Source organism: Terrabacter terrae (assembly GCF_039529575.1).
Taxonomy (GTDB): domain Bacteria; phylum Actinomycetota; class Actinomycetes; order Actinomycetales; family Dermatophilaceae; genus Terrabacter; species Terrabacter terrae.
Map to the genome: position 1 here is coordinate 228987 of NZ_BAAANB010000003.1, position 13634 is coordinate 242620.

Consider the following 13634-nt stretch of genomic DNA (forward strand, 5'->3'; position numbering starts at 1 on the left):
CCCCGAGCCCGTCTCCCTCCCCGGAGCTGCCCGTGAACCTCTCGATGTCCGACCTGCGCCAGCTGAGCTGGAGCGGCGTCGCCGACTGGCTCGTCGGCACGCCGCTGCTCGTCCTCGTGACGATCGTCATCGGCTTCCTCGCCCTCTGGGCGATGCGACGGCTCATCAACCGCGTCGTCGCGACGGCAGCCTCCAAGCGGGCCGAACGCCTGGCGGGCATCCTCAACGGCCGGCGCGCGTCGAGCTCGCTCGGCGCAGCGAACGCCCGCCACGTCCAGCGCACGAGGACGATGGGCGCGCTGCTCAAGAGCATCACGACGTTCGTCATCTTCGGTGTCACCGCGCTGACGGTGATGTCGCTCGTCGGCATCCCACTGACCCCGGTCCTCACGTCCGCGGGCGTCGGCGGCGTGGCGCTCGCCTTCGGGGCCCAGAGCCTCGTTAAGGACTTCCTCTCGGGCGTCTTCATGATCGTCGAGGACCAGTACGGCGTGGGCGACGTCATCGACACGGGCGAGGTGGTCGGCACGGTCGAGAACGTCTCGCTGCGCGTCACCCAGCTGCGCGACGGCACCGGCATGACGTGGTACGTCCGCAACGGCGAGATCGTCCGCATCGGCAACAAGACCCAGGGCTGGTCCACGGCGCTCGTCGACATCCCCATCGCCTACGACCAGGACGTGGAGAAGGCGATCTCGGTCATTCGCGACGTCGTCAGCGTCATGGACGACGACGAGGCGTTCAAGGACATCCTGCTCGAGGAGCCGACGGTCGCCGGCGTCGAGTCGATCGCCAACGGGGCCATCACGATCCGGATCACCGCCAAGACGGTCGCCAACGAGCAGTTCGGCGTCCAGCGCGACATGCGCGAGCGCATCAAGGTGGGCCTCGACCGCGCCGGCGTGCGTAGCCCGCTGCCCGTCATGCCGCCCTACGGCGGCGCTGCGCCGCGGTGACCCTCCCGGCCCGGTCACGGCGAGACTCGCCCCTCCTGCCCCCGTCTGCCCTGGTCCCGGCGCTGTCCGGACTCGCGGCTCTGGGAGACTTGGCCGGGTGACGTACTACGACGACTTCGGCGGCCACGAGACCTTCACGAAGCTCGTGGCGGAGTTCTACCGCGGTGTCGCCGAGGACGAGCCGCTGCGGGCGCTCTACCCCGAGCAGGACCTCGGCCCGGCGCAGGAGCGCCTGCGCATGTTCCTCGAGCAGTACTGGGGCGGCCCCACGACCTACTCGGAGCAGCGTGGACACCCCCGGCTGCGGATGCGCCACGTGCCCTTCCAGGTCACGCCCGACATGCGCGACCGCTGGATCCTGCACATGATGAACGCCGTCGACACCCTCGGCCTCTCCCCCGAGAACGACGACCGGCTGCGCGACTACCTCACGCGAGCGGCATACTCCCTCGTCAACGCCCCGGGACCCGACGGCACGTTCTGAGCGGCAACCCACCGTCCCGGGATCTCACAGCAAGTCACAGGTGCTTCACGGCCTGTGGACGGGGGCCATGGTGTTGTGTGGGTCCGTCAGGCGGGGCTGCTCACTCGCGCCCCGACGGTGGAGACGGAGGACCGGCATGCTCTCGGTGAACAGGAAGATGGCCGGCGTGGCTGCTGCCGGCGCGGCAGCGGCAGTCATCGGGCTCGGCGTGTCACAGGTCGCGCGCGCGGACGACGCCGCCGCCCCGACCCCGTCCCCCACCGCGACGACGACCCCGGGCACTCCGGCGGCCGGTCAAGGGCACGGTTGGGGACCCGGAGCACGCCACGGTGGCCCGGGCCGGATGATGGGCATGCGGGCGGACCTGTCCGCCCTCGCCACGAAGCTCGGTGTCGACCAGGCCAAGCTGGCGGACGCGCTCAGGGCCGTACGCGCAGAGCTGAGGGCCGGACGCGCCGCCGGCACCAGGCCCGACCGCGCCTCGCTGCAGGACGAGGTGGCGACCAAGCTCGCGGCCAAGCTCGGTGTGGACATGGCCAAGGTGAAGGCCGCCATCGCCGACGTGCGGGCCGCCCACCGGGCCGAGCGGCAGAAGTCGTTCGACGACCGACTCGCGCAGGCGGTCAAGGACGGCAAACTGACCCAGGCAGAGGCCGATGCGGTGAAGAAGGCCGCGCAGGCAGGGGTCATCGGCATGGGGGGTGACCACCGCTGAGTCGGTGCCGAGAGCCGGGCCCCTGCCGAGGGCCGAGGGCCTCGCGCACGACTTGGCCGGCTGTCCTGCGGCCTCCCGGGTCAGCGGAGGGCGAGGTGCTCGCGCAGGCGCGGGACCACGTGGTTGCGCAGCAGTGGTGCCAGGTCGTCCGGCATCTCGTCCTCGAGCGCGAGCCACCGCTGTTCGGCGATCTCGGCCAGCGGCTCCGGCGCGTCCTCGTCGCTCAGGTGGGCCACGTAGACCGTCGCGTCCACCCAGGCGTCGGCCTCGTTGGCGGCCACGTCCAGGAAGCGGCCGAGCGGTTCGCCGACTCCGGACACGTCGACGCCGACCTCCTCCATGACCTCGCGCACCGCCGCGTCCTGCGCGGTCTCCCCAGGGTCGATCTTGCCGCCGGGCAGCATGAAGCGGCGGGAGCCGGTCTTGCGGACGGTCAGCAGCCGACCATCGCGCAGGAGGCAGTAGGCGGCGGTCACGAAGGTGGTCACCCCCTGACCGTAGTGCCGGGTCGCGGGGCGCCCAGACCGGTGCATTGCAGTCGTGCAACGACTGCAAGAAGTTGCAGAACTTGCTTTGAGTTTTCGCGGGGATGAGGAACGATGGTGGCTCGTGACGCCATCAGCAACCCAGACTCTGAACCACCCCGCACAGGACACGCAGATCCGCGAGGAAGCGACTGCCGTGCACGCCGCCGACAGCCCCGACGCCGCCTGGTGGCGCCAGGCCGTGATCTACCAGATCTACCCGCGCTCGTGGGCAGACGGGGACGGCGACGGCATCGGCGACCTCGCCGGCATCACCTCGCGCCTGCCGCACCTGCGGGCCCTGGGCGTCGACGCCATCTGGCTCTCGCCCTTCTACACCTCCCCCCAGGCCGACGCCGGCTACGACGTCGCCGACTACCGCGACATCGACCCGATCTTCGGCTCACTCACCGACGCCGACGCGATGATCTCCCGGGCCCACGAGCTCGGCCTCAAGGTGATCGTCGACATGGTGCCCAACCACTCCTCCGACGAGCACGCCTGGTTCAAGGCCGCCCTCGCCGCCGGTCCCGGCAGTGCCGAGCGCGAGCGCTACATGTTCCGTGAGGGCCGCGGCGAGCACGGTGAGCTGCCGCCGAACAACTGGCAGTCCGTCTTCGGCGGCGCAGCCTGGACGCGCGTGACCGAGGCCGACGGCAAGCCGGGCCAGTGGTACCTGCACCTCTTCGACCCCAAGCAGCCCGACTTCAACTGGGAGCACTTCGAGGTGCGCGCCGAGTTCGAGTCGATCCTGCGCTTCTGGCTCGACCGTGGCGTCGACGGCTTCCGCGTCGACGTCGCGCACGGCCTGATCAAGGAGCAGGGTCTGCCCGACACCGAGGAGGAGCGCACCGTCATGCTCGGCCACGCCGAGCACGACGACGACGCCGGACCCGCGCTCGCCCAGGCGCAGGATGCCCCGCGGATCGACCACACCAAGCGCAGCCCGATGTGGGACCAGGACGGCGTCCACGAGATCTACCGCGCCTGGCGCAAGATCCTCGAGTCCTACGGCACCCCCGACCGCATCCTGTGCGCCGAGGCGTGGGTCGAGCCCCAGGAGCGGGCCGTGAAGTACGTCCGCTCCGACGAGATGCACCAGGCGTTCAACTTCGACTTCCTCACGGCGTCGTGGGTCGCAGAGGACCTGCGTGCCGTCATCACGTCGTCGCTGCGCGCCGCCGACTCGGTCGGCGCTCCCTCGACGTGGGTGCTGTCCAACCACGACGTCGTGCGCCACGCCTCCAGGCTCGGTTTCCCTCCCGGCACGCCGCGCATGAACGGCATCTCGGCCACCGACCCGCAGCCCGACCGCGCCCTCGGGCTGCGTCGAGCCCGCGCCGCCACCGCCCTGATGCTCGCGCTGCCCGGCGGCGCCTACATCTACCAGGGCGAGGAGCTGGGGCTTCCCGACTCGACCGACATGCCCGCGGAGTACCGCCAGGACCCGACCTTCGCGCGGACCAACGGCGAGGAGACGGGCCGCGACGGCTGCCGTGTGCCGATCCCGTGGTCGTCCGAGGGCCCCTCGCTCGGCTTCGGGCCGAGCGCGAGCACCTGGCTCCCGCAGCCGAGCGTCTACGCCGAGTACGCCGTCGACCGCCAGGAGGGCGTCGCCGGCTCGACCCTCGAGCTCTACCGCTCGCTGCTCGCCGCGCGTCGTGAGCTGTCCCTCGGGACCGGCTCGCTCACGTGGGTCGAGGGGTATGCCGCCGACGTCGTCGCGCTGACCAACGGCGCCCCGTCGCGTGACCGGGTTCTCGTGCTCGCGAACCTCGGCGCGGAGCCCGTCGCCCTGCCCGAGGGTGCCGAGGTCATCGTGTCGTCCGAGCCCCTCGAGGAAGGCCTGGTGCCGACCGACACCACCGTGTGGGCTCGCTGGTCCTGATCAGCGTGCGGACGGTCCGTCGACCGTCCCCGACGTGAGGCCCCTGTCCCTCGGGACGGGGGCCTCACGGCATACCCGGGGCCTGTGGATGACGGACGAGGCCGTGCTCGACGCTCTCCTACGGTCGGGACATGACCCGCTTCTCCATCGACACCGCGGGGGTGTCCCGCGAGCGCCTTGCGCTGTCTGGAGACCCCCGCGAGCTGCGGGAGTCCGCGTCGCAGGTGGCGGCGGCGACGGCTGCCGCCATGGCGGTGGTCGGCGGTGAGGGCGACGGGGTCCGTAGCGCGCTCGAGCGCTTTCGCGTCGTGCACACCCATGCGCTCGACGCCGTCGCCGACGCGGCCGGCGCGCTCGGCGATCGTCTCGACCGCTCGACGCTCGAGGCGCGGTCGGCCGAGCTGTTCGTGTCTGCGGGTTTCGCGCAGGTCGCGGTCAGCGGGCTCGGCGGCCACGGGGCCGTTCCCGCACCGGATGTGCGATGAGCCGGCTCGACGAGGCCGCACACCCGGCCGTCACGATGCCGGCCGAGCTCGCCCTCCCCCTCCCCACGGGAGACCCTCACTCCCTGCACCTGAGCGCGACCACGCTCGAGCGCGCTTTCGCCCGAGCAACCTCGACCACCACCGTTCGAGGAACGCTGAGCGGGCGCCTCGATGCAGTGTGGGCCGGTGAGGCAGCGGCCGCTGCGCGCGCCGAGGCGGACGAGCTGGGGCGGCGGTCGCGGCGGGTGGTCGGCGCCCTCTCCCCGACCGCCCGCTCGCTCCGGACGTATGCCGCCGCGCTGGAGTCCGCCATCGCCCGTGTCCGCTCGCTGCAGCGGCAGTGGGACGCGCTGGACGCCGAACGTGCGCTCGCCTCCCTGCGCGCCGCCGCCCTGCCGGATCCCACCGGGACCGTCTGCGCGCTCGCGGTGGAGCATGCCCGCGTCGAGCAGGCGCTCGGACGTGCACGCCTCAGCCGCGCCCACGAGCGCGTGCTCGACGAGCTGAGGGCCTCGGCGCGACGCTGCGCGCACGTCATCGCGGGCGTGACCGAGGAGACGGTTCCCGGGTCGGCCTCCTGCACCCCGGCGCAGGTGCGGCGCGCCGTGACCGGGGGCCTCTGGTTCGCCGACGGTGTCGTGTCCGCAAGGGAGTCCCGCGACGCGGCGCTGTCCGACTCCGTCCTGGTGCGCCGCGCCGTCGCTGCCAGCGCCACGTCGCACGCGTCCGTGCCTGACGCCGCTGTCGCATTGCTGGCCGCCCGGCTGCAGGAACGCGCCGACGACGCCGTCTACGCGCAGGCCCTGCTCTCCGAGCTCGGCGCCGACGGGCTCGCGCGGCTGCTGATGGCAGCCGGTGTGGCGCAGAGCCGGTCGGGGGCGCACGTCGACACGGTGCGCGGGCTCCTGGCCGGGATGGGCTCCTTGGTCCTCACCGCGACCAGCCACTCCGCGCCCACCGGCACGGACCCGCGCACACGCCGCCAGCTCGCGTCGGCAGCCGCTTTCCTGGCGGACGACCTGGTGGACGCGATCGGCACGGTCCACGACGGTCCTGGCGACGGACGAGCCACCGGCGCGTGGCTGCTCGGGCAGCTGCTGTCCGGCGCTCGAGCCGCTGGAGACGACCGGCGGCTGCCGCCCGCACTGGCGCGACGGGCAGCCGCCGCGGCGGCGACGGCCGAGGTCGCGGAGACCCGCGACGCAGACGTGCGGCTCCGGGGCGGTACGACGTTGGATGCCGGTGGGGACGCCACCTTCGCGTCGTGGTTCGACGACGCGTCGCGCAGCGGGGACGCGCTGCACATCCTGCTCGAGCAGGTGGGTGAGGACCCGAGCGAGCACGCGGCACTCCTGGCGGAGCCGCTGCCCGACTCGGTCGTCGCCGGAGGGGCGCTCGCCAACTCGAGGGGCGACCCCCTGACCTTCGGCGAGCACCTCGTCCGTCGATGGGTCACGGTGGAAGCGGGCAGTATCGCCAGCCACCCTGACCTGCGCCTCGCGACCGATGCCGACCTCGTGCGCTTCCTGCCGAGCATCTCGAGCCAGACGACTGCCGGCGCTGCGGAGACACGCACCCGGCTGATGCTCGAGCTGTCGCGCACGAGCGCCCACGCCATGCTCGACGCCTCCACCACGCGCATCTACACGAGGGCCACGGCCCCCATCGAGGCGGACGTCGCCGACTGGCTCTCAGCGATGCGCGAGAACGTCGACCGGGCGGTAGCCGCCCCTGTGGCGGACCCTGGTGCACCGCGCCCGTATGCCGCCCGGGCGTCCTGTGGGATGCAGCCCTGGCTCGACGGCGCAGAGCTGACAGGGGTCGTCGGCGCACTTGCCGTCGACACCGGCATGGGACGGCGCGCCAAGGACCCGGGCGCCGCCTTCGTGCGGCTCGTCGACAACGAGCTGGCTGCCGCGAAGGCGAGCGCACGCTCTGGCGGGGACGTGCGCTCCGACGTAGCTCGCCTCGGCTTCCTCGACCAGTCGGCCTCGTCCGCGCTGGTCGCCGTGGCGAGGCGGCAGGACGAGCTCAACCGGTCGGCCCTCGAGGGCGTTGCCGAGGCGACCCACGTGGTCCTGGCGATCCGCAGCGGCGACAAGGACGAGCTGTGGTCGATGGTCCAGGCCTATGCGCACGGCGGCACGGCGCGTGGTGCCGCCGACGACCTCGCCATCGCGCTCGTTCGCTCGAACGTCGAGCTTGCCCAGACCGAGCGCAACGACCTCCGCCGTGCGGGCCTGCTCGCCAGCCTGACGACGATCACCGGCGGCGGCACCGAGATGCGGTCACCACTCCTGGCCGGCGCGGGGCGCGGTCCAGCACTGCCGTCCGCCGATGACCTGGCGAAGGCTCGCCGCGCCGAGGTGGACGCGGCCTGGGCAGCGCTGCGCAACGAGAAGGTCCAAACGTTCACCGAGTCCCTGACTGGCGCGCTGCAGAACCGCAGTCAAGCGCCGGATCGACTGCCAGCGGTCGGGGGCCCACACGCCGATGTGAACACGGCACTGGCGGGACTGTCGAGGGGACAGCAGAGGCACGTCCGCGTCGTCAGGTCAGAGAAGGAGCTTCGAGTCCTCCTGGCTCACGTCACTGAGTCAGCGCGGCCCGAGACACCACCAGGCAACTACCACGGTCGGACGTGGCAGCGTGACGACGGACTGCGCATCGGGGAGCGGACATCGACCAGGTTCGGCCCCTCCATCGACATATGGTTTCCCAACGGCGAATACAAGAAGGTGCACATCGATGCAGTGGCAAAATCCTGAGCTGCGGCTGGATCGGGACACCGTCTACGGTGTGCTGCTTTGCCGGGGCCTCGAGGACTGGCTCCAGCCGGCCGACTTCTTCGACCTCGTGCGCTACACGGGCCCGCAGTCCGAGGACCAGTACCGGTCCGAGGCCATCTCCATGGCACGGCGGTTGGTCTTCGAGGGACACGCGCTGGCCGGCGACACAGGCGACAGCGAGCACTACCCATGGTCAGGATCTGCGGACGAGCAGCTCAGCCGTGTGGCCGCCCTGTGGTCTGACCCCGACGTCGACCCGCGCTTCGCGTTCGTCTGGTTCGACCTCACGGCGGCAGGCCGAGAGGCCGCGGAAGAGGCGCTCGCCCGGCTTCCAGACCTCGACGGCTGAGGCAGATAGCCTCTCGGACGTGGCGACGACGCGGCCCTACCTCGACCGAACCCCTGTGGCGCTGGCTCATCGGGGTGGGTCGACGTACCTGCCCAACGTCGGCCTCGAGAACACCATGACAGCCTTCGGCAACGCGGTGGCCATGGGCTACACGCATGTCGAGACGGACGTCCACGTGACTCGCGACGGTCGGCTCGTCGCTTTCCACGACACCGTCCTGGACCGGGTCACCGACGCGCACGGACGTATCCGCGACCTGCCGTGGTCCGCGGTGTCGCAGGCGCGCATCGGCGCCGGCGAGCGCGTCCCCCTGCTCACCGAGGTGCTCGACACCTGGCCCGACCTCAGGCTCAACATCGACCTCAAGGCGCCGGGAACGGCCGAGCCCCTCTGGCGCCTCATCCAGGAACGAGCGCTGCACGGCCAGGTCTGCGTGGGATCCTTCTCCCAACGCAGCATCTCCCAGTTCCGGCGCCTCTCGCGTGGCAGCGTCGCCACGGCGGCCGCGCAGGCCGGCACCGCGCTGGCCCGCTTCGGCCCACGCCTGCTCACGGCCATGGTGCGCACTCCCGCCGACGTCTTCCAGGTGCCGCCGACCGTGTCCGTCCGCGGGCGGGTCGTCCAGGTGGTCACGCCACGGCTGGTGGCGGCGGCACACCGTCAGGGCAAGCAGGTGCACGTCTGGACCATCGACGACGCGGACGAGATGCACCGGCTGCTCGACGTGGGCGTCGACGGCCTCGTCAGTGACCGCATCGACGTGCTGAAGGACGTGCTCCTCGAACGTGGGTGCTGGACCGGCCGCAGCTGACGGCATACGCCATCCGGTCAGCGGACGAGCACGTGCCCCCGCGACGTGCTGAGGCGCGTCCAGCGGCCGTGGGCGGCGATGGACGCAGGCTCCCCGGCCACCGGGAAGCCCAGCACGTGGGCGCCGAAAGCGAGACCCGCCGGGATGGGTGGCACCGTGTCGCTCATCGCCGCCCAGGTCCGTCGCCGCAACGCCTCGACCGCGTGACCACCGGCCCCCTCGGGCGTCCCCTCAGCTACCTGCGAGATCCCCTGCCGCGCGATGGAGTCCACGACCTCGCCGTCCAGGCGGCCGACCGGCTCCCAGCCGTCACGGGGGGCGGTGAGCCCGCTCCAGGGCGCACGCACCGCGGTGGGCGGGACCTCCAGGACGGCGCCGACGCCCTGCCGGGCCAGGCGGTCGTTGACGGCGGCGATCGAGACGGTCGTGTCCACAGGGTCGGCGTCCTTGACCCTGACCACTCGCATGCCGAGCACCGTGCCCTCCCCCAGGAGACCGCTCCCCTCGATGACGGCCACCGTGGTGACGAGCAGGCCGCCGAGCACCTGCAGGCGGAGTGCACCGCCGGGGTTCGCACGACCGGCACGGGCCAGGAAGGTGCCGAGGTCATCCAGTCCCCGCGGATCCCCGAAGTCGACGCGTTCGGTCCCGGTCATCGGCACGTCACCGTCGGCGCCGGCGGAAGGGTGCCGGCTCGCCGACGTGCGCTCGCAGCGACGCCCGTTCCTCGGGCCGCATCCGGCGCGGAGACGCGCTCGCGAAGTCGTAGAGCGCGAGCTCGGTCTCGGCCACGGCGTAGACCGGCCGGTCGGCACCAGCCAGATCGTCGCCCACTCCGTCCGGATCGGTGACGATGTAGGCGACATCGAAGCCGGCTCCGCCGACCCTGGACACCCACATCTGGATTTCCACCGGCGCGTGCCGGAAGCCGAGCGGGCGCCGGTACTCGATCTCGTGCCTCGACACGAGGACGCCCTCGTCGAGCAGCGACTTGTCGCCGGCTCCCCCGCCGTCGAACCAGTCGCGGAAGGCGATCACTCGGGCGTCCTCGAGGAGCCGGAGGAACTGCACGTTGTTGATGTGGGCGTACGCGTCCATGTCGGACCAGCGCAACGACACGTGGGCGGCATAGCGCCCCGACTTCGCGTCGCCGACCTCCTGCGGGGTTCCGATGGCGTCCGTCGTCTCGCTCATGTCGCCATCCTCCCAGCCGCAGGCGCCCGCGCTCGTCCACACCCCCTCCCCGCGCTGCCGCACCGTCCACAGAGGAGGTATGCCGGTCGGCGCGGTCGGTGGAGCCGCGTACGTTGGGTGTCATGCCCTCCACCCCCACCGCTGCTTCCGCTGTCGACGTCGACCCCGGGCTGCGTGAGCGCGCTACGACCGCGCTCCGTCGTCTCGTGGGGCGCGACGACGTCGACTTCCGTGACGGTCAGCTGGAGGCGATCAACGAGCTCGTGGCCGGGCGTCGCCGCGTGCTCGTCGTCCAGCGCACCGGGTGGGGCAAGTCGGCCGTCTACTTCGTCGCGACGGCGCTGCGCCGCGCCGAGGGCGCCGGCCCCACCGTCATCGTCAGCCCCCTGCTCGCCCTCATGCGTGACCAGATCGCGGCCGCCGAGCGTGCGGGCATCAAGGCGGTGACCCTCAACTCCACCAACGCCGACGAGTGGGGTGCCGTCTCGGGCGCCCTGGCCCGCGGCGAGGTGGACGTGCTGCTCGTGAGCCCCGAGCGGCTCAACAACCCGCGCTTCCGCGACGAGCAGCTGCCCGCCCTCGCCCAGACGTGCGGCCTGCTGGTGGTCGACGAGGCCCACTGCATCAGCGACTGGGGTCACGACTTCCGCCCCGACTACCGCCGCATCCGGGACCTGCTGACCACGGTGCCCGAGCGCACCCCGGTCCTCGCCACCACGGCCACCGCCAACGCCCGCGTCGTCACCGACGTCGTGGAGCAGCTCGGCGCCGGCGGCCGAGACGTGCTGACGCTGCGGGGTCCCCTGGCCCGGGCCTCCCTCCGGCTTGGTGTCCTGCCGCTCGCCGCACCCGAGCAGCGGCTGGCCTGGCTGATCGCCCACCTCGACGAGGTGCCCGGCTCGGGAATCGTCTACGCCCTCACCGTCGCCGCCGCCGAGGACGTCGCCGTGGCGCTGCGCGAGGCCGGTCACCCGGTCGCCGCCTACACCGGCCGCACCGAGCCGAGCGAGCGGATCCGCCTCGAGGAGGCCCTGCGGGACAACGAGGTCAAGGCGCTCGTGGCGACCTCGGCTCTGGGGATGGGCTTCGACAAGCCCGACCTCGGGTTCGTGCTGCACCTGGGTGCGCCCTCCTCCCCAGTCGCCTACTACCAGCAGGTGGGCCGTGCCGGCCGAGCCACGGAGCGCGCCGACGTGCTGCTCATGCCCGGTCCCGAGGACAAGGACATCTGGCGCTACTTCGCGTCCGCGTCGATGCCACGACAGGACCAGGCCGATGCCGTCGTGCGGGCCCTGGGCGAGTCACCCAAGGCGCTTTCGACCGTCGCCCTCGAGACCATCGTCGACGTGCGGCGCACCCGGCTCGAGCTGCTCCTGAAGGTGCTCGACGTCGACGGCGCCGTCCGCCGCGTCCCGGGCGGCTGGACGGCCACCGGTGCCCCGTGGACCTACGACGCCGAGCGCTACGGCCGCGTGACTGAGGCCCGGGAGCGCGAGCAGCAGCTCATGGTCGACTACGAACGCACCGACCGCTGCCGGATGGCCTTCCTGCAGGAGACGCTCGACGACGACTCCGCGGAGGCCTGTGGTCGCTGTGACCGCTGCGCCGGCCCGTGGTTCGACGCGACGATCCCGGAGGCTGCCGTCAACACCGCCCGCTCCCGCCTGGAGCGCCCGGGCGTGGTGCTCGAGTCCCGAGCCCAGTGGCCCTCCGGCATGGAGCGGCTGGGTGTCCCGCTCAAGGGTCGCATCGCCCCGTCCGTGTCGATGGAGGAGGGGCGCGCCGTCGCCCGCCTCAGCGACCTCGGCTGGGGGCAGCGGTTGCGTGAGCTGCTGCGCGGTCCTGACCGTGAGCTGCCGGCCGAGGCCCTGCAGGCCGGCGTGCAGGTCCTCGCCGGCTGGGGCTGGCAGGAGCGTCCCGCTGCCATCGTCTCAGTGCCCTCACGCCGGCGGCCGCTGCTCGTCGGATCGCTCGCCGCAGGTATCGGGCAGCTGGGCCGGCTGCCCTACCTCGGTTCACTCGACCTCGTCGAAGGTGGGCCGGTCGGCGACTCCGGCGGCAACAGCGCCTTCCGGCTCGCCAACGTGTGGGGACGGCTGGCGGTGGGCCCCGAGCTCGCAGCCTCGCTCCAGGAAACACCGGGACCGGTGCTTCTCGTCGACGACGTCAGTGACTCCCGGTGGACCCTGACGGTGTGCGCGGGCCTGCTGCGGGAGGCAGGCGCTCGTGCAGTCCTGCCGATGGTTCTGGCCATGGAGGGGTGACGCCACGGCGCGACGCGCCGCGGTGCAGCCCTCGGGGAGCGCACGGAGCCGGCCGAGCCCGCCGAGCCCGCCGAGCCCGCCGAGCCGACCGAGCCGACCGAGCCGACCGAGCCGACCGAGCCCGCCGAGCCGACCGAGCCGACCGAGCAGCGGCAGCCGCACGTCGACCGGGCCACTAGGGTCGACCCGTGACTGCTGACGCCCTTGCCGAGTCCAGCCCGCTTCCTCCGCTCGAGGACCTCATCGAGGTCCTGACCCTCCGCGACGTCGGCACGGCCCACATCGCCGTCACCGACGTCCAGGGCAAGGACGCCGCCGAGTCGATCGGAGCCTCCTCGGCGCGGGTCTTCGAGGGCCGCAGCCAGAAGATGCCACACGGGCGCGTCTTCGGTGGCCAGGTCCTCGCCCAGTGCGTCATGGCCGCCGGCATCACTGTGCGCGACGTCAGCGAGTCCGGGGCCGTCCGTCCGATCCACTCCCTCCACGGCTACTTCATGCGTCCCGGCGACGACACGCTGCCCATCCGCTTCGCCGTCGAGGAGATGCGCGACGGCAACTCCTTCTCCACCCGCCGCGTCCACGCCGTCCAGAAGGGCGCACCCATCATGTCGATGACCTGCTCCTTCCAGGCGCGGGCCGGGGGCCTCGACCACCAGGGCACCATGCCGCAGGTGCCCGGTCCCGAGGGGCTGGCCTCCCTCGCCGACGCGTTCCGCGGCGTCGACCACCCCGGCGCGCGGCACATCGCTGAGTCGCGCCCCATCGAGCTGCGACCCGTCGAGAGCAACATGTTCCTCGACGCTGGTCCCGAGAAGGTCGCCACGAACCACGTGTGGATGCGCGCCGTCGACCGGCTGCCCGACGACCCGCTGCTCCACGCCGCCGTGCTCGCCTACTCCAGCGACTACTCCCTGCTCGAGCCGGTGCTGCGCCGCCACGGCCTGGTGTGGACCGACCCGCGGCTGCGCGTGGCGAGCCTCGACCACTCGATGTGGTTCCACCGCGACGCACGCGCCGACGATTGGATGCTCTACGCGCAGCAGTCACCCTCCGCCGAGAGCGGCCGCGGGCTGTCGGTCGGCGAGATCTACGCGCAGGACGGCACCCTCGTCGCCACGACGGCGCAGGAGGGCATGGTCCGCGTCAAGGAGTCCTGACCGGCGCGCTGCCGCCGT

General features: G+C 72.3%; 13 protein-coding genes. 10 read left to right on the forward strand and 3 right to left on the reverse strand.

What is annotated here, in order from left to right:
* Positions 1–32 precede the first annotated feature (32 nt).
* From ABD194_RS06425 to ABD194_RS06435, 3 genes are all read left to right on the forward strand, one after another.
* Positions 33–956, forward strand: coding sequence for a mechanosensitive ion channel family protein (locus tag ABD194_RS06425; RefSeq protein ID WP_343989195.1), 924 nt, complete (start codon positions 33–35; stop codon positions 954–956).
* 97 nt (positions 957–1053) lie between these two features.
* Positions 1054–1440, forward strand: coding sequence for a globin (locus ABD194_RS06430; protein ID WP_343989197.1), 387 nt, complete (start codon positions 1054–1056; stop codon positions 1438–1440).
* A 136-nt stretch (positions 1441–1576) separates the two neighbouring features.
* On the forward strand, positions 1577–2155 hold the full coding sequence (locus ABD194_RS06435; protein ID WP_343989199.1) for a hypothetical protein: 579 nt from the start codon (positions 1577–1579) through the stop codon (positions 2153–2155).
* 80 nt (positions 2156–2235) lie between these two features.
* Here the strand turns inward: ABD194_RS06435 and ABD194_RS06440 are convergent, their stop codons facing one another.
* Positions 2236–2643, reverse strand: coding sequence for an NUDIX hydrolase (locus ABD194_RS06440; RefSeq protein WP_343989201.1), 408 nt, complete (start codon positions 2641–2643; stop codon positions 2236–2238).
* A gap of 121 nt (positions 2644–2764) precedes the next feature.
* On the opposite strand from ABD194_RS06440, the gene ABD194_RS06445 reads away from it, so the two are divergent.
* From ABD194_RS06445 to ABD194_RS06465, 5 genes are all read left to right on the forward strand, one after another.
* Positions 2765–4567, forward strand: coding sequence for a glycoside hydrolase family 13 protein (locus tag ABD194_RS06445; RefSeq protein WP_425579956.1), 1803 nt, complete (start codon positions 2765–2767; stop codon positions 4565–4567).
* Positions 4568–4698: 131 nt separating this feature from the next.
* Positions 4699–5052 carry a hypothetical protein gene (locus ABD194_RS06450; RefSeq protein ID WP_343989203.1) on the forward strand — a complete coding sequence of 118 codons (354 nt, stop codon included), beginning with the start codon at positions 4699–4701 and terminating at the stop codon, positions 5050–5052.
* The gene (locus ABD194_RS06455; RefSeq protein WP_343989205.1) at positions 5049–7820 is read left to right on the forward strand and encodes a hypothetical protein; all 2772 of its coding nucleotides are present in this window, start codon (positions 5049–5051) and stop codon (positions 7818–7820) included. Before ABD194_RS06450 ends, ABD194_RS06455 begins: the two co-directional genes overlap by 4 nt.
* Positions 7801–8190, forward strand: a complete 390-nt coding sequence (locus ABD194_RS06460) for a hypothetical protein (RefSeq protein WP_343989207.1) — start codon at positions 7801–7803, stop codon at positions 8188–8190. Before ABD194_RS06455 ends, ABD194_RS06460 begins: the two co-directional genes overlap by 20 nt.
* Before the next feature lie 19 nt (positions 8191–8209).
* Positions 8210–9001, forward strand: a complete 792-nt coding sequence (locus ABD194_RS06465; RefSeq protein WP_343989209.1) for a glycerophosphodiester phosphodiesterase family protein — start codon at positions 8210–8212, stop codon at positions 8999–9001.
* Between the two features lie 17 nt (positions 9002–9018).
* Here the strand turns inward: ABD194_RS06465 and ABD194_RS06470 are convergent, their stop codons facing one another.
* Both ABD194_RS06470 and ABD194_RS06475 read right to left on the reverse strand, forming a co-directional pair.
* Positions 9019–9657: a DUF8185 domain-containing protein gene (locus tag ABD194_RS06470; RefSeq protein WP_343989211.1), complete on the reverse strand. Its 639-nt coding sequence runs from the start codon at positions 9655–9657 to the stop codon at positions 9019–9021.
* Positions 9658–9664: 7 nt separating this feature from the next.
* Positions 9665–10099 (reverse strand): acyl-CoA thioesterase, encoded by a 435-nt coding sequence (locus ABD194_RS06475; RefSeq protein ID WP_343989651.1) that lies wholly within the window; start codon positions 10097–10099, stop codon positions 9665–9667.
* A gap of 218 nt (positions 10100–10317) precedes the next feature.
* Between ABD194_RS06475 and ABD194_RS06480 the strand changes: the two genes are divergently transcribed.
* Together ABD194_RS06480 and ABD194_RS06485 are read left to right on the forward strand one after the other, a co-directional pair.
* Positions 10318–12459, forward strand: a complete 2142-nt coding sequence (locus tag ABD194_RS06480) for a RecQ family ATP-dependent DNA helicase (protein ID WP_343989213.1) — start codon at positions 10318–10320, stop codon at positions 12457–12459.
* A 188-nt stretch (positions 12460–12647) separates the two neighbouring features.
* Positions 12648–13616, forward strand: a complete 969-nt coding sequence (locus ABD194_RS06485) for an acyl-CoA thioesterase (protein ID WP_343989215.1) — start codon at positions 12648–12650, stop codon at positions 13614–13616.
* Positions 13617–13634: the final 18 nt, after the last annotated feature.